A 14,308-nucleotide genomic window follows, 5' to 3' on the forward strand; every position below is an offset into this window, starting at 1 on the left:
GTGGAAGAAGTGAAATAATAAAGGTAACTAACATTTAATGTATAAAAACACCCCGGCGGTAAACAAAGTTTACCGCCGGGGTGTTTTGGGTCAAAAGATTTCAATATCAAAAAAATTAACCATCACTATTTGATTAGAAATAATTTTTTAAGCAGTTTATCAACAGGTATTTTATTTTAATGATTGATATTTTTGTTATCATCACTCCTTTCCGGGTAGTAGTAATTTATCAGGATTTTACATGGAGAAGGTAAAATAAAGATCCAATAGTCCTGATTTTATCATATTACTGTATATTTATCCCCTTAAATTTATCATCGGAAATACAAAATTTATGAAAAAGATCATCGGTGTAATAGGCCTGCTGACAGTGTTGATAAGCTGTAACAATTCTGACCGTAAAGAACATCAAAAAGATGAACTAAAAGAAGAAAAATCTTTATCCAAAGAAGAAGAAAAATCTAAAGAATCGCCTAAAGACAGAATTTCTAAAGAGGAAGCCGTAAAGCTGGCCATGAAACAATTTGAAGCCTATTTACCTAAGATTCTCAAAACCTATGATGATGGAGTGATTGATCTTCAGGATCCGCATGTTGGAGATTTTACCGGTGATGGGATAGAAGATGTAGCCATTTATTGGAATATTGCCCCAGAAGGCGGAAATGCACTCATAGGACAGGGATTATCATTGTACAAGAATGATGGGCATACCGTTAAAGTGATTGCCGGATATGAACCGGATTATCTTTTTGCTTTTGATACCATCAAAAATGGAAAAATCATTGTAGAAAAACTGGAATATACGGAAGAGGATGGAAGATGCTGCCCTTCAATAAAAACCAAACATGCCCTGACCATCAAAGGTAGCAAAGTATATTAAACAGAGCTAACATCTTAAAAATTTGAGCTGTCTTTCACATTTTTAAGATGTTATTTTCTTTTCCAGAATATTTTTCCCCCATTCATTGATATTATCCAGCAACGGAATGAATGAAGTGCCCAATTCTGATAAACTGTAAACTACTTTCACAGGAGGTTTTGTTCCGAAAACAGTTCTGGTAATCAGTCCGTCTCTTTCCAATTGCCTCAACTGAAGACTGAGTGTTGTTTCAGTGATAAAGGAAAGCTCTTTTTTGAGTTCTCCAAACCGTTTATCTCCATTTTTTAAATGACAGACAATTACTCCTTTCCATCTTCCGCCAATAAGATCCATCACAAAACTTACGGCACAGGGATAAGATTTTTCACCGATATTGATATAGGACGTTTCACATTCTTTTTTCATCTTTTTTATAGTATCTAAATTGATAGTTATTTTATGCTAATGCTGTAGGACTTATTTTTACACAATAATAGTCATAAAACAGTAAATAATAAAATGTATCAATTAGCACAGATTAACGTAGCCAAGATGATTGGAGTGAATATTGAAGATCCGGTAATGAAAGAATTTGTAGAACATTTTGATTCAGTGAATCAACTGGCAGAAGAGAGCAATGGCTTTGTCTGGAGATTAAAAGATGAAGATAATAATGCCACCGGGTTTAATCCGTTTAATGATGAGCAGATTATCATCAATCTCTCGGTATGGAACGATATAAAATCATTGGAACACTTTACTTATAACACCTTTCATGTGGATTTTTTACGAAGAAGAAGAGAGTGGTTTCAAAAATATGGGAAAGCGTATTATGTGTTGTGGTGGATTAAAGACGGTCAATATCCAAGTGTAGAAGAAGCGCTGGAAAGATTAGAATATCTTCAGACGAACGGGCCATCCGAATATGCCTTCAGTTTTCAAACTGTATTTCAGAAACCAGGGGATTAAATAGTAAATACTTTTGTATCTTGTCCGTTTATTTCCAATCTAAAATTTTAATACGATGCATAAACTGAAGTTTCTCTTTTTAATACTAAGCTTTTCATTTTTATTTCAATCATGTCAAAGCCAGGGTTTTGATTTAGAGAAAATAATACTTCCTGTTAAGCAGACAGAATTAAAAACATTGGGTTTGAAATCGTATGGAACCGGAGTGGGAACACAAACTGTTCAATATTCCATATACAAAGCGGATGTAGTTAATGACGGAAAGCTTCCCATCAATTTTGGAGGAATTAAGATTGAAGATGCTCCGGATTCAGAATTCTATACTCCGGGTATGCTTTCTTTTTATGGGAAAAATGAGGGAAGTAACTGTGAAGGATTTAAACTTAATCTTGAAAATCCGGATAACTTTCAAAAAGTTTTGAACTATCTGTTGAATAAGAAAGATAAGTTCAAACTGGTTTTTGATAACGGGAAAGATAGTGTGGAAAGAGCCAGAGTTTTTAGTGGTAAACAGAATAATATCACGTATCTGGTGTTGTCTATGGTGAATGAAAAGGGGAAGAAAGTAGGATATGTAGAAGCTATCAGTGCCAAGGAAACCCCCTTGTTAACTTCCAGGTTGGGCGGAGTATTCCAATACTATAATGATTATCTGCAATATCGTAAAAACAAAGCTGCTAATTTCAGTTATCTTGATTTTATTAAAGAAACAGACGATAAATTTTATAAGGAAAATAATAATCTGAAGTAGAAAAATAAACTGCTATGAGAAGTATTTTCCGGCTTCCCTCATCCAGCTTCCAGCCTTAAAACTAATTATAGACGATGCTGATGAGGCCAGGGTTTGCCTTTTCCAGTTTCACAAAGCAATTTTAAACTTCTCAGAAACTGTCCCCAGGTATAATTGCATTCAGCAAACATAGGCGAATAAGTGTCCCAGCCCTTATGGTGAAAAATTAATAAGGTACCACTGTCATATACCAATTGCTCAATTTGGCCTTCCATTTCCGGATGCATTTTGCGTAATGTTTCTTTGTCTCCGGATAAAAGATGAAATGAAATATCAGTTCCTATCCATTCATGAGCGCCTGAAACACAATGCCACTGAATTTCTTCAAAGGGAGCCAGTTTTATAAGTTTCATCTCCTTAAAATAATCCGGGCCAAAAGAAAACCGGGCAATACTGCCAATTTCAGCACTGGTCTTGGTCTGCGGTGTCCACCATGCAGATAATCCGGACTGGCTGCTGATGGCATGGTACACTTTTTCCCTTGAAGCTCCAATGAGTAAAGAATGATAAATATTCAGCATGTTTAATGATGAGTTATAATAGTTTGGTTTTTAATTGAATACTAAAAATACAAAATAAAAATTAATCATAAGATGAAAGAAATGAAAATCAGAGATAATAGTATTCTAATAAACTGTTTTTTGTACTTTAGTCCGGATAAATAAAACGATTTTGGTTTAGGACAAATACTAACCTTTGCTTTTGAATCAGAATGTTTTACACCATGTAAGCAAAATTAATGTATGAGGTATTTTTCTATTATATTCGTTATCATTTTATTGCAGGCCTGCAATAAGAAAAAAGAGGAAAAACTAAGCGTGTCATCTAAAACCGAACTGAAAGAAGGTAAGGAGAAAGTAGATTCAACAGTACACAATTCAAATCAGATTTCAGCGGAAGTAAAAGACGGGCAGGATGATGTTATGCTGGCAGAAGATATACGGTTCAATGGTATGGGCGAAAGAATTTTTGATCTCAAAGATTTCGAAAAAGTTTTCGGAAAACCGGATAGTATTAGGCTGATGGCTGATGAAGAACCTTGTGCCTACATCTTTGATGAAGGTACTCTGGAAGATAAATACCTGTATAAAAACGGATCTTGTTTTGAAAACAGTGAAGAGAAGGTAGGTGTAAATGAATTTAGGTTTCTCAATGGAAATTTTATTCTGTATAAAGGGAAAAGAATAGATTCTAAAACCACGCTGGATGATATCAGAAAAATATTTCCCAATTCGGTACGAAATATAGAGAAATTGGAACGTCCCGGTGAAGGAGAACTTCCGGTCATCAGATTAAGAGAGGATAAAGAGGGGATTTCCGACGGGCACATTAATATATACTTTAAAAATAACTTAATACATTCAATCCGGTGGTGGTTTCCTTGTTAAAAATATAGAATGCCATTAGTCTGTGATTATAAAATAAGAACCCAAACAAATATTAAAATGAAATTAAAACAATACCTGTCATTACTATTAATAGGCTTTTGCCTAACAAGCTATGGACAGAAAAAAGATAACAAAGAATTGCAGTCTAAAGCAGAGCAATTCACCCAAAAAGTAATCCATCTGATTACTGAGAAAGATGATACAGCTTTAAATCAGTTAACAACCTCAAAAGTATATTGTTCTCTGTGTTTTGATGAAGCACCGGAAAAAAGTTATTTTGTGGGAAAAGATGCTTTTTACAACAAACATATCAGCACTATTTTCAACAAAGAATTGCTGGAAAGATTAGGGCGTAATGAAATAAAATTTTCTTTTGACGGTTCTGATCCCGGATTCAAAGACAGAGATTATATCGTATTGTATACTACTCATCGCCCGAATGAATTTGGAGACGGTCATGAAGGCGCTCAATTTGTCTTTTGGCTAAAGTATGAAAAAGGAAACTTTAAGCTCTCAGGAATTGAAACCATACCTTAAAGATCAGAAAACTCATGATGAATATACAGTCAATTCTTTTATTTTTTACTATAATCATTGGATGCAATTGTACTACAGCAAACAATATTTCTGTAGATGCATTTATTTTCAAAGAGAGTTCTAATGATACCGATACTTTAAGGGTGTATCAAAATGATACTGCTGTTTTCAGAAAGGAGGAAATGATTGTGAAACATCCTGAAACTAAGCCGAAACTAACAATACATTATGAATTGCTCAATCCTAAGGATGGGGCTTACTATTTTATTTATAATGAGAAGAAACAGTTAGTGAGAGAAGGTAAATATACAGCTCAGTACAAGTATGAAGGAATCATGTATGAGCAGGGAGGTTTTTATAATTCAAAAACCTATTTTTATAAGGAAAATGGTAACCTTGAAACGATCCATTACCAGGAAGACGGAAGAAATCTGAAGACTGAGTTTTTTGATCGTGATCAACAATTAACCAAAATAAGATACTTCAATAAAAAATCATCAGATACTGATAAAATTGAAGTGTATAAAAAAGGAAAATTAAAAGAAACCCGTATCTATAAAGGTTTTAAGGCCTATTATACGGTGAAGGCAGGTGCGTAGACTTGAGTTTAGATTCCATGGTGGTATTAGTTAAAAAAATGATTTTTTTAATGTTTTTTAGGTCTTATAAGATAGTAAAGCTGACGTTCTTCATCAATGAGCAGCATATAATCTCCATTTTTAGGCTGGTACACAAAAAAAGAAAAAGGATCTTTTATATAGTTGTCGGGATGCTCTATGAAAGCATCCTGTTTGTAATGCAGTATCTTTTTCGGCATCTTAATGGAAAAATAGGATGTTCCTGTCCATCCATTGCGGCCCGAGCCGTTTCCGGTTCCCCAGCTTAGGTTTTTTAAACTCCAGAAAGTGCGGGCATTCCACTCTTCTTTTTGAACATGATCTCTTTGAATAAGCCCAGTAGACTTATCTACCTCATAACCGGAATTGCTGAAGTCAACAGCTTTTTTGTTGGGGGTATTTTGAGGATAACCGTGCCAGTCTTTTTCAGCATAAAAATAATTCCAGACATTGTCTTTAAATACCGTTAGTTTATATTTATATTCATTTCCGGGGGATTCAGAGTGAATAATATCATCATACATATAATCCCTGTCTGCTATGATATCTTCTGTTTCTGCCACCGAAAATATTTTGGTATCATCTATATTTTTATAAGGATAATGAGTCGTATCACCATCTTTCAGCCAATTACTGTAGGTGTTCTGATCTACATCCACAATATAATCATTGAAAGTCTGGTAATTATGAATACCATTTTCAGTGTTGTATTGATATTGAAGGCTGTCTGTTATCTGCCCTTTCAGATTTATTTTATACCATGTATAGGCATTATTGGCACCTTCTTTTTCAGAATCATAATCTCTTTTGGTAATGATGACAATTGTACTGTCGTTTTCCTGAATAACAGGCTCATGGATACCGTGGGATAGTTTAATGATTTCATAGTCATTATCTTTCAGGTTGTCCAGTGTAGTGTATGATTTATATTGTTCCGGAAGTTTTTCAGATCTTAGCTTATATCGCTGATAATACATTTCAGAATCCGGTAGGATAATCACTGCAATGATTGCAATGCTCCAGAGTATGACAGTTTTCTTTTTAATATTTATTTTCATCGTATTGGTTTTTAGTTTTTATATCAGATTAAGCATGAGATTGTAATCGAAAAGATTAGAAAATAATGCCCAGATTTTATCCTGATTCCAATATTTTTTGAAGGCAGGTAAAATACAATAAAATAAAGAATATTGAAAATAAAATATTGTCTCAATCTTTTATTAAATAACAGACTCCTTATAAAACCAGGAAATTAAGTGTTTTCACGAAGCTTATGATTCAGCAATACCAATAATTCTTTTTTTTCAATGTCCAAAGTTTCTGTATCTATCCATAGTGATTCAGGTTTAGAAGAAAAAAAACTACCCATTAGTTGTAGAGGATTATTCATCCATTTGTCTTTGTATTTTTCCGGATTCTTAGAATTAATAAAAATATTTGTTGTTCTGTAAAAACCGGCTTGAAAACTTTCAATATCATTCCAGTCTATAAATGCAGATTGTAATGAAGTATGGTTAGTGATCCCTTTATTAGTAATTTCCAGTCCAGGAACTTCTTGATTAGCTTTAGCCAACTGTTTGAATTTGATAAAAATAATATACAGTGCAATAAAAAACCATAAAATTGATATTATTTTTACTATAAAATATTGAGTTAGCAGCAAATAAATAAAAAAAGATATCCCCAGCAAGCAAAGAATGATGCTGATGATAATATTGCTTTTCCGGAATTTAATTTCAGTCATACTGTATATTTTTCTTTAGGTGGAATGATGGATTCAAAATAGAAAACCAGAAATCGTTCTATTTCAAAAGTTTCAGAAGCTCTGTATTTTTATTGGCTTTAGCCATCTGTAAGGCAGTCTTTCCGGAAACAGTACCATTATCAGTTTCAAAGCTAATTCTTGACTTTTTATCAGCGCCTTGAGACAGAAGATATTTTGCAATTTCAGTATCATTCTTTTCTACGGCAAGTAATAAAGCATTATAGCCATCATAATCAAAGAAATCCATTGGCGAATCCTTTCCTTTTAGTGGAAGCTTTTTGATGAATTCCAGATCTTTGCTTTTTACAGCCAGCAATAAAAGTTTTCCGGGGTCTTCATTATTATTGATGATCTGAGGCTGATGGTTCAGGTATAATTCTTTTGCGATCTCAAAATTTTCATAGAAGATTGCTGTATACAATGCATTTTGGGCATAAGCTCCTTTTTTGATAAGATAAAAAGTGATTTCCGGACTTCCATATTCAATAGCACCATCTACCAGTTTTTTGTCCGCAGTAATGTTGGCCCCTTTTTCAACCATATATTCAACCATAGGGAAATTTTTTTTCCAGATGGCTGCCAATACTGGTGCTGTTTCACCTGGAAGCATGGCTTTAATGGGATATCCCTGGTCAATGATTTTCTTTACCAATGGAAAATTATTCTCACGGATGGCCGAATAGAAAGCATCAATTTGTTGTTTGTTTTGAGCACTTAATAATGAAGACAAGCATATAATAACGGATATTCCGAATTTTTTCATTTCAGATATAATTTTAATAAGGCGTAAAAATAATTAATTTAAGGGATGATAATGAAATAGGAGGTTTATACAACTTCATTTTTCCATTCCTGAGCCAGTGCTTCCACATAGTCTACGAAATACGTGATATGATGAAATTTATGAAAGGTATACTCTGGTTGATTCTTCAAAAAAAATACATTGTCAAAAGCATGATCGTGGGCAAAAAGGAAAACTTCTTTTGTTTGGGCATCATAAACTGTAGTATTTCCGTTAGCTTCAATGATGAAACTGATAAAGTCTTTATAATCTATGGGAAGTTTGTTTTCACTTTTACATAACTCTTCATAATGGTCATCCCAATCATTAATTCCTAGCGAACAGTTTGATCCAATGAACATAAACTCCTGATTATTCGACAAGCTTGGATGAGGTTGATTAAAAGATTCCTGAATACCACCAATCTCATCCAGTAACAGTTTGTGCTCTTCAATAAGTGGAAAAGGTGAGGTGAAATCAGGTTCTGTTTTGTTTAGCCAGCCGAAAATTTCATTGTTTTTATTCGTCCAGGAAAAAAGACGGTGAGGCTGATGGTCAATGTCCAGATTCAGAACTCTTGCCTGAGATATTAAATCTGTGAGAATAGGAAATGTATCTGTAAATTTTGGAGATAAGCTGATTTCCGTTTCTGAAACAGTATCAATTTGGGAAGGATGAATCAGCCACGACAAATGCTCTTTAAAAGCTTTGAAATCTTTATTCATGATGTAATTTGATAGTCAAAGATACATTTTTTTGGATGAAGGAAAGGCTGGAAGAGGGTAAACCTATGATGAAAAAGCTCTCCACCACAGGTTTGATCGTAAAATGAATGACCAGATTAAAGGATTTCCACTTCTTCCGGAACAATAAACAGAATAATACAGCCATTTTCTGACGTAACAGAATGCTTGAAGTTGGGTGGAGTATGCAAATAATCTCCTTTTTCCAGATTTCCTCCTGCAATAACCGCATCACCTTCCAGGATGAAAAGTTCCTCGCCGGCAGGATGGTTGTGATAAGGATAGCTTGCTCCAGGTTCAAATTTTAAAAGGATTGTGGTAGACCGGTTTTGCTCCGGATCAAATTTTAAAGATTTTACAAAAATACCTTCGTAGTGAATTCCTTTTTCAATTAAAGGCTGCCATTCTTTTTGTTCTGTTTTTACGATGTAATCGTTGATACTAGTGCTCATGATATTAAATTTTAAATGATAATTAATGTAAAAGTTGTTCTAAAGACCATGGATAATGAGGAAAAGTACTCAGTAAAAATGCTCCGGCGCTGAACACGAATACAGAATAATCCAAAGGTTCCTTACAGCCAAAAGAAATGCTCATAGCTATGGCAAAGATTAAGGTCAGGACAGATGCAGACAACGCTGTTCTACGGATCTGAAATCCTGCCAAGAGTAGAATACCAAGAGTTAATTCCGCAATGGTAGATACAACAGCAAGTGTAGGAATCCAGGAAGAAGGCAAAAATGAATTGACTTCAGCAGTATAATGAACAAAATTTTTCCACCCTGAAGATTGTGCTCCCCAAAGATTCAAGCGGCTGGCTGCTGCTGATAAAAATCCGGTTGCCAATGCTATTCTTAGCAAAAAAACGGCGATGTCCTGTCTTGTTTTCATAAGAGTAATTTTAGTTCTTAATGACAGGTACAAAGTTCAGCGAAAGGAATCGCCTAAAGAATAGACAATTCCGGGAAAAGCATATAATATTTTAATGAAATTCAGGATTCGGGGTCAATAAATTATATTAGATCAGTTTCAAAAGTTGAGGAACATAATATTGTTTATATTGAATCTGCTTTTAATTGAGATGCAAAGTCTTAAGAAACTTATGTTTTATTTTTAAGGAGGCAAAGGTGGCATCAACGGAGTTGATTCGATGAAGCGGCTGGATAATATTCGCTTCATCAGAATCGATTGCCAATCGATTCCTTATTAGCTCACTTAAGAATAATGCGCATTTTAAATAAAAACTTTGCGTGAAAAAAACAGAAAAAAACTTAGAAGGTAAAAGATTAATTATTTTGGTTCTCTACATTGATTAAGTTTTTAGCACTGATCTATTGTGATATAGACCTCAGAAACTTCCCACTTCCAGAACTAAAAAACTTAATTTTTTACTGACCTTTGGTAATCTTTGGGAGACAGGGAAGTATGTTTTTTGAAGAAATTCGAAAAGTAAAAAGGATCATTAAATCCCAGCCGGTAAGCGATTTCTTTAACGCTCAGCTTTTCATAAAGCAATAATCTTTTGGCTTCGGAAATAGTAAGGCTATAGATGACGTTTTGGGCCGTTTTATTGGTATGGAGCTTAGAAACTTCATTAAGTTTAGCTTCAGTAGTTGCCAAAGCATCTGCATGATAGGATACAGGATGATTATTTGAAAAATTATTTCGGACACTTTCCAAAAATTTTAAGAACAGAGCATCCGGTTTCCATATTTCATCACCATTGGCAATTTTACTGCGGTTAATTTCCACCAATAATAATTCTACCAGAGAATGGGTAGAAATCAGGTGTTGATAAGGTTTTTCATGGATTTCCTTTTCAATAAGGTTAAGTGTTTCTGTAAAAAATGATGGGTGTTGAACAGTAATCATTTCATTCATTCCAAAGTGGCAGAATAATCCATTGTGAAAAATCAGTTCAATGTCGCTGTCACTTTTACAGAAAAAATCTAAGGTGAATTCAAGAGCAGTAAGTTCACCTTCCACCGAGACCAGCTGATGAAACTGTCCGGAAGTAATGGTAATGGTTTGGCTGCTTTTCAGGATGAAAACATTTTCGTCAATCAGAATTTCAGCAGTCCCTTTGCTACACCAGAACAAAGTATATTTTATGACCCTTCTTGGTTCGGGATGCCCTGACTGGTTAGAATATTTTTTTACTTCAATCATTTTTTATATTGATTAAAAATGAAAATCATGGTATTTTATTAAGACGAAATTACAAAAAATGGCCATGTGAAATATAGATTTTATACTATGAATTTCAGTGGGTATAAAAGAGAAAAATTCCTACATTCGTACAGCATAAAATAAATTCAATGAAATATTCAAAAATTATTGTAGTCATTGCGCTATTGCTATTTCAGCTTGGTGCAGCACAGGAAAAAGCTGATGTTGTATTAAATAAAGCTTCTATTGAGGCTAAAGAAAGTAAGAAAAATGTTTTATTAGTATTTCATGCTTCGTGGTGCAAATGGTGCAAGATCATGGAAAAAAATATGAACCTTCCGGAAACACAGCCTATTTTCGGGGATAGATTTGTCACTGCTTATGTAGATGTTCAGGAAAGAGGAGAGAAGAAATCTCTTGAAAATCCTGGTGGGCAGGAATTGATGAATAAATACAAAGGAGAAAATGCAGGACTTCCGTTTTGGCTGATCTTAAATCCGAAAGGCGAGATACTGGCAGACTCATTTAATGCCAAAGGAGAAAATTTGGGATCACCTTCAACACCTGAAGAAGTGGCAACTTTTATTGCAAAGCTTGAGAAAAGCTCAAAACTGAAAAAAGAGGAAGCTCAGATCATTGAAAAGGTATTTGTGAAAAAGTAAATTTCTTGGATGCGAAATTATTATGTTTTTGTTAGATACAGAGCATAGAAGACTGGCAATATTTTTTGCCGGTGATATACGGAAAGGCAAAGAAAGTAAAGAGAATTGATAGATTTAACCTCTTTAGCTTTCTTTGCCTTTTAATTTTAATGTTATTTTAGCAATAGCTATTTTCCAAAGTAAATCTGATCCTGCTTCTGCTGCTCATTATAAATGATCTGGAAACTTACCGGCATATACTGATAAAGAAGCTTCCAATGGGCAATCTTAGCATGTTTTTTAAAGCTTTCAAAAGATCTTATAAAGATATTTTCGATCATTGTTCTTACATAGGAATTTCCATTTCTGTAAAGTCCGTCCATCAGTTTGATGTGATGGGCAATAATGTTAATCTTCGATTCCAGCAGCAGACCTTTCAGATAATTAACGGTCGCCTGCATAATTCCTGCAAAATTATCCTGAACAGATAACTGTATGATCTCTTTGCGAAGTCGAGGATAGAAAAATTTTAAGTATTCAACAGCTATTTTTTGATTAATAGTTTGCATTTGTACTTTCATCATAATTTAGAATTTTTCAAACACTTTATATTGCAGCGAAATGTATACCAAAATTTAAAGACATGCCGCAAAAATAAAAACACCAACAATCACAGCGATATGGGTGAGTAATATCTCTGTATTGTGTCTATTAGTCGTGTTTTTTAATGTTTTCCAGTCGGAAATTCTTCTGATTTTATTTTTCATAATCTATTGATTGTGAGTTATTTTTAGTTTTGTTTAATTTAAACACTTTGTAATGAAACCGTTTAAAAATGTAATAAACACTTTATAAACCATGACTGTAAATTTGTCTCGAATAGCTGTTTTTCAGGTCAGAAGAAATGTGACTGAAGATCATTTGGCGGTATTCTTTGCTGCAAAATGCCGTAAAATTATCCAGAGAGTAGATAAAAGTGTTCTCAATGGCATTTTTTAACAGCGTATCACCATGAATGTACATTTTGTCTATTTTTTGTAAACTTTTGAATAGCAGATTACTGTCATTCTGACGGATCATATTTTTAATACGTTCCGTGAAAGTCCTGATCACACTGTATGAATTAGGACTTTTTGTTTCATTCAATTCCGTTTCAAAGTCAGGAAATAGTTCTGTGATTTCCTGTACAGCCTGTAAATAGTTCATAGTATATATTGTGTTAAATGTGGTTTTGCTCCAATAATTTGATGAAGGCTCCAAACATGAAAATGATTAAAAAAGCGATAAAAAGAAGGTGATAAGGTTTCAGCCATTTAGGCGTTTGTGGTCCTCTGCTTTTTAATCTTCTTAATTTGTCTATTCTGTTCAATGTTTTCAAGTCCATTTTTTTATGTTTTGAAAGTAATGATGCCAATGGTATACCTTTGAATGGTGTTTTGATTTAATGTATTGAAAGTGAGCTTGTTGTTGGTTTGTTTCTGAATTTTAAAACAAGGAAAAGCATTTCAAAATGATAAGAATTTTATCAAATTGGAAGAGATGACTAAGAACCATTAAGATGTAATAAAGTTTTAAGAATATTAAAAAGAGCTTCACTTTATTCAGGGATATTTGAAAATATATCAAAATCTTGAACTTGTAAGTTTTTTACACGCAAAGAATTAGTGATTCGAATGTTTAATTTTAGGAGGCTAAAAGTGATGACTTCGCCACTGATGAAGTTTTGTGACTATGTATATGCTTCGTAAGAATCAATTCATTGATTCCATTCTTTGCTCCCTTAAAATAAAGCGGTGGAATTATATTTCTTTGCGTTTATTTTTTAGCAGATGGTGCTACAGATTCAATCTACAGAGTCTGTCATTGACTTTGTCGAATCTTCGATTTGTGGTTCAAAAACTCAAAGTAATTCAAAACAAAATCAATACTGTTTTTAAGTTTCATAGAAAGGATAGAATGAATATCTTTGCAGTCCAAATATTCAGAAGATGTTTTCAAAAATCATAGTACACAGAGTCGGAAATAAGATCAACGGAGATTCTCTAACGCTTTCCCAGGAGGAATTGAAGTTGGAGGAAGGAATGGCAGAGATGCTTGAGGATTACTTTTTAGGATCATTCAAGTCAGAAGAAACTTTTCATTTTTACAGTGATACGTATCTGGTGAATAATCCGGTTTACAGTGCCATATCTGAAATTTTTGAAGATAAATCTAAGTTTATCTGGGAATCTGAAAATATTGCAAAACACCTTTTCGAAGCGGCTGAAAACCCTAGAGTTCAGAGTGGAGAATTGTTTATTGTACTTTTTGAAGACGAAAGTGACCGTCCGGATAGAGTAGATAAAATCGGTATCTTTAAAACTGAGAAAAGAGAATCATTCCTGAAAATTAATCCTGCAGAAGAAACATTTGATATTGAAAAAGATCAGGGAATCGGTTTATCCAAAATTGATAAAGCTGCTTTAATCTACAACAATAATAAGGATACAGGATATGTACTTTCCGTGGTTGACAACAACAAAAACGGAGATATGTACTACTGGTTTGAAGACTTCTTAAAAGTAAAACAGCGTGATGATGAGTATTTCCATACGCAGGAAGCATTGATGGTTTACAAGGATTATATTACGAAACAACTTCCACAGGAATTTGAGGTTTCAAAAGCAGATCAGGCAGATTTCCTGAATAAATCCATCAACTTCTTCAAAGAAAAAGAAGAATTTAAACTGGACGAATTTGCCAATGAAGTATTGGGAGATGAGCATGTGATCGAAAGTTTTGTGAACTTTAAAACTGATTACGAACAGGATATGCAGGTAAATATTGCTGAAGAATTCCCAATCAGTGAGGCTGCAGTGAAAAAAACTCAAAGACATTTTAAAAGTATTATCAAACTAGATAAAAATTTCCATATTTACATCCACGGAGACCGTCAAAAACTTGAGATGGGAGAGGATGATAAAGGGAAATACTACAGATTGTATTTCGAAAAAGAAGTATAATAGAGATCAATTCATTAAATAATATCATAACTTTATTGCTGATTACA

At 33.7% G+C, this 14,308-nt stretch carries 20 protein-coding genes; 8 read left to right on the forward strand and 12 right to left on the reverse strand.

Translation table 11 applies throughout. From position 1 onward, the window contains the following. Positions 1 to 334: 334 nt before the first annotated feature. Positions 335 to 880: a hypothetical protein gene (locus J2772_RS16070; protein ID WP_209918442.1), complete on the forward strand. Its 546-nt coding sequence runs from the start codon at positions 335 to 337 to the stop codon at positions 878 to 880. Between the two features lie 42 nt (positions 881 to 922). On the opposite strand, the gene J2772_RS16075 is transcribed toward J2772_RS16070, so the two are convergent. After that, positions 923 to 1,285 carry a winged helix-turn-helix transcriptional regulator gene (locus J2772_RS16075; protein ID WP_209918444.1) on the reverse strand — a complete coding sequence of 121 codons (363 nt, stop codon included), beginning with the start codon at positions 1,283 to 1,285 and terminating at the stop codon, positions 923 to 925. 93 nt (positions 1,286 to 1,378) lie between these two features. Here J2772_RS16075 and J2772_RS16080 point away from each other — a divergent pair, with 93 nt between their 5' ends. Further along, positions 1,379 to 1,828, forward strand: a complete 450-nt coding sequence (locus J2772_RS16080; protein WP_209918446.1) for a DUF3291 domain-containing protein — start codon at positions 1,379 to 1,381, stop codon at positions 1,826 to 1,828. A gap of 184 nt (positions 1,829 to 2,012) precedes the next feature. Continuing rightward, a complete protein-coding gene (locus J2772_RS16085; RefSeq protein WP_209918447.1) occupies positions 2,013 to 2,579 on the forward strand; it encodes a hypothetical protein in 567 nt (188 codons plus the stop codon). A gap of 65 nt (positions 2,580 to 2,644) precedes the next feature. Here J2772_RS16085 and J2772_RS16090 read toward each other — a convergent pair whose 3' ends face one another. Beyond that, positions 2,645 to 3,139, reverse strand: a complete 495-nt coding sequence (locus J2772_RS16090) for an SRPBCC family protein (RefSeq protein ID WP_209918449.1) — start codon at positions 3,137 to 3,139, stop codon at positions 2,645 to 2,647. A 222-nt stretch (positions 3,140 to 3,361) separates the two neighbouring features. On the opposite strand from J2772_RS16090, the gene J2772_RS16095 reads away from it, so the two are divergent. From J2772_RS16095 to J2772_RS16105, 3 genes are read left to right on the forward strand one after another with little or no spacing between them, the layout of a single operon-like run. After that, on the forward strand, positions 3,362 to 4,006 hold the full coding sequence (locus tag J2772_RS16095) for a hypothetical protein (RefSeq protein ID WP_209918452.1): 645 nt from the start codon (positions 3,362 to 3,364) through the stop codon (positions 4,004 to 4,006). A 57-nt stretch (positions 4,007 to 4,063) separates the two neighbouring features. Continuing rightward, positions 4,064 to 4,543: a hypothetical protein gene (locus J2772_RS16100; protein ID WP_209918454.1), complete on the forward strand. Its 480-nt coding sequence runs from the start codon at positions 4,064 to 4,066 to the stop codon at positions 4,541 to 4,543. A gap of 14 nt (positions 4,544 to 4,557) precedes the next feature. Then, complete coding sequence (locus J2772_RS16105; protein WP_245365243.1) at positions 4,558 to 5,142, forward strand: hypothetical protein; 585 nt, start codon at positions 4,558 to 4,560, stop codon at positions 5,140 to 5,142. Positions 5,143 to 5,189: 47 nt separating this feature from the next. On the opposite strand, the gene J2772_RS16110 is transcribed toward J2772_RS16105, so the two are convergent. The 7 genes from J2772_RS16110 to J2772_RS16140 all read right to left on the reverse strand — a co-directional run bounded on the left by J2772_RS16110 (position 5,190) and on the right by J2772_RS16140 (position 10,618). Continuing rightward, complete coding sequence (locus tag J2772_RS16110) at positions 5,190 to 6,218, reverse strand: hypothetical protein (RefSeq protein WP_209918456.1); 1,029 nt, start codon at positions 6,216 to 6,218, stop codon at positions 5,190 to 5,192. A 194-nt stretch (positions 6,219 to 6,412) separates the two neighbouring features. Further along, positions 6,413 to 6,904: an STM3941 family protein gene (locus tag J2772_RS16115; protein ID WP_317194514.1), complete on the reverse strand. Its 492-nt coding sequence runs from the start codon at positions 6,902 to 6,904 to the stop codon at positions 6,413 to 6,415. Positions 6,905 to 6,962: 58 nt separating this feature from the next. Then, positions 6,963 to 7,688, reverse strand: a complete 726-nt coding sequence (locus J2772_RS16120; RefSeq protein ID WP_209918460.1) for an ankyrin repeat domain-containing protein — start codon at positions 7,686 to 7,688, stop codon at positions 6,963 to 6,965. A 65-nt stretch (positions 7,689 to 7,753) separates the two neighbouring features. Further along, positions 7,754 to 8,431, reverse strand: coding sequence for a hypothetical protein (locus J2772_RS16125; RefSeq protein ID WP_209918463.1), 678 nt, complete (start codon positions 8,429 to 8,431; stop codon positions 7,754 to 7,756). 116 nt (positions 8,432 to 8,547) lie between these two features. Next, the gene (locus J2772_RS16130; RefSeq protein WP_209918465.1) at positions 8,548 to 8,901 is read right to left on the reverse strand and encodes a cupin domain-containing protein; all 354 of its coding nucleotides are present in this window, start codon (positions 8,899 to 8,901) and stop codon (positions 8,548 to 8,550) included. Positions 8,902 to 8,923: 22 nt separating this feature from the next. Continuing rightward, on the reverse strand, positions 8,924 to 9,340 hold the full coding sequence (locus J2772_RS16135) for a DoxX family membrane protein (protein WP_209918467.1): 417 nt from the start codon (positions 9,338 to 9,340) through the stop codon (positions 8,924 to 8,926). A 489-nt stretch (positions 9,341 to 9,829) separates the two neighbouring features. Continuing rightward, the gene (locus tag J2772_RS16140; protein WP_209918469.1) at positions 9,830 to 10,618 is read right to left on the reverse strand and encodes a helix-turn-helix domain-containing protein; all 789 of its coding nucleotides are present in this window, start codon (positions 10,616 to 10,618) and stop codon (positions 9,830 to 9,832) included. A 149-nt stretch (positions 10,619 to 10,767) separates the two neighbouring features. Here J2772_RS16140 and J2772_RS16145 point away from each other — a divergent pair, with 149 nt between their 5' ends. Continuing rightward, the gene (locus J2772_RS16145; RefSeq protein ID WP_209918471.1) at positions 10,768 to 11,280 is read left to right on the forward strand and encodes a thioredoxin family protein; all 513 of its coding nucleotides are present in this window, start codon (positions 10,768 to 10,770) and stop codon (positions 11,278 to 11,280) included. 167 nt (positions 11,281 to 11,447) lie between these two features. Here J2772_RS16145 and J2772_RS16150 read toward each other — a convergent pair whose 3' ends face one another. The 3 genes from J2772_RS16150 to J2772_RS16160 all read right to left on the reverse strand — a co-directional run bounded on the left by J2772_RS16150 (position 11,448) and on the right by J2772_RS16160 (position 12,643). After that, on the reverse strand, positions 11,448 to 11,843 hold the full coding sequence (locus tag J2772_RS16150) for a hypothetical protein (RefSeq protein ID WP_209918473.1): 396 nt from the start codon (positions 11,841 to 11,843) through the stop codon (positions 11,448 to 11,450). A 265-nt stretch (positions 11,844 to 12,108) separates the two neighbouring features. Then, a complete protein-coding gene (locus J2772_RS16155) occupies positions 12,109 to 12,465 on the reverse strand; it encodes a hypothetical protein (protein WP_209918475.1) in 357 nt (118 codons plus the stop codon). Positions 12,466 to 12,478: 13 nt separating this feature from the next. Next, on the reverse strand, positions 12,479 to 12,643 hold the full coding sequence (locus J2772_RS16160; protein ID WP_164464455.1) for a hypothetical protein: 165 nt from the start codon (positions 12,641 to 12,643) through the stop codon (positions 12,479 to 12,481). 604 nt (positions 12,644 to 13,247) lie between these two features. Here J2772_RS16160 and J2772_RS16165 point away from each other — a divergent pair. Next, positions 13,248 to 14,261, forward strand: a complete 1,014-nt coding sequence (locus J2772_RS16165) for a nucleoid-associated protein (RefSeq protein WP_209918477.1) — start codon at positions 13,248 to 13,250, stop codon at positions 14,259 to 14,261. Positions 14,262 to 14,308 lie beyond the last annotated feature (47 nt).

The sequence above is a fragment of the Chryseobacterium jejuense genome, assembly GCF_017877355.1.
In the GTDB taxonomy this organism is placed as follows: domain Bacteria; phylum Bacteroidota; class Bacteroidia; order Flavobacteriales; family Weeksellaceae; genus Chryseobacterium; species Chryseobacterium jejuense_A.

Excerpts from the sequence above, each read along its gene's own strand:
- J2772_RS16070 (WP_209918442.1), top strand. The coding sequence starts at position 335 with ATGAAAAAGATCATCGGTGTAATAGGCCTGCTGACAGTGTTGATAAGC.
- J2772_RS16075 (WP_209918444.1), bottom strand. The coding sequence starts at position 1,285 with ATGAAAAAAGAATGTGAAACGTCCTATATCAATATCGGTGAAAAATCT.
- J2772_RS16080 (WP_209918446.1), top strand. The coding sequence starts at position 1,379 with ATGTATCAATTAGCACAGATTAACGTAGCCAAGATGATTGGAGTGAAT.
- J2772_RS16090 (WP_209918449.1), bottom strand. The coding sequence starts at position 3,139 with ATGCTGAATATTTATCATTCTTTACTCATTGGAGCTTCAAGGGAAAAA.
- J2772_RS16095 (WP_209918452.1), top strand. The coding sequence starts at position 3,362 with ATGAGGTATTTTTCTATTATATTCGTTATCATTTTATTGCAGGCCTGC.
- J2772_RS16100 (WP_209918454.1), top strand. The coding sequence starts at position 4,064 with ATGAAATTAAAACAATACCTGTCATTACTATTAATAGGCTTTTGCCTA.
- J2772_RS16105 (WP_245365243.1), top strand. The coding sequence starts at position 4,558 with ATGATGAATATACAGTCAATTCTTTTATTTTTTACTATAATCATTGGA.
- J2772_RS16110 (WP_209918456.1), bottom strand. The coding sequence starts at position 6,218 with ATGAAAATAAATATTAAAAAGAAAACTGTCATACTCTGGAGCATTGCA.
- J2772_RS16115 (WP_317194514.1), bottom strand. The coding sequence starts at position 6,904 with ATGACTGAAATTAAATTCCGGAAAAGCAATATTATCATCAGCATCATT.
- J2772_RS16120 (WP_209918460.1), bottom strand. The coding sequence starts at position 7,688 with ATGAAAAAATTCGGAATATCCGTTATTATATGCTTGTCTTCATTATTA.
- J2772_RS16125 (WP_209918463.1), bottom strand. The coding sequence starts at position 8,431 with ATGAATAAAGATTTCAAAGCTTTTAAAGAGCATTTGTCGTGGCTGATT.
- J2772_RS16130 (WP_209918465.1), bottom strand. The coding sequence starts at position 8,901 with ATGAGCACTAGTATCAACGATTACATCGTAAAAACAGAACAAAAAGAA.
- J2772_RS16135 (WP_209918467.1), bottom strand. The coding sequence starts at position 9,340 with ATGAAAACAAGACAGGACATCGCCGTTTTTTTGCTAAGAATAGCATTG.
- J2772_RS16140 (WP_209918469.1), bottom strand. The coding sequence starts at position 10,618 with ATGATTGAAGTAAAAAAATATTCTAACCAGTCAGGGCATCCCGAACCA.
- J2772_RS16145 (WP_209918471.1), top strand. The coding sequence starts at position 10,768 with ATGAAATATTCAAAAATTATTGTAGTCATTGCGCTATTGCTATTTCAG.
- J2772_RS16150 (WP_209918473.1), bottom strand. The coding sequence starts at position 11,843 with ATGATGAAAGTACAAATGCAAACTATTAATCAAAAAATAGCTGTTGAA.
- J2772_RS16155 (WP_209918475.1), bottom strand. The coding sequence starts at position 12,465 with ATGAACTATTTACAGGCTGTACAGGAAATCACAGAACTATTTCCTGAC.
- J2772_RS16160 (WP_164464455.1), bottom strand. The coding sequence starts at position 12,643 with ATGGACTTGAAAACATTGAACAGAATAGACAAATTAAGAAGATTAAAA.
- J2772_RS16165 (WP_209918477.1), top strand. The coding sequence starts at position 13,248 with ATGTTTTCAAAAATCATAGTACACAGAGTCGGAAATAAGATCAACGGA.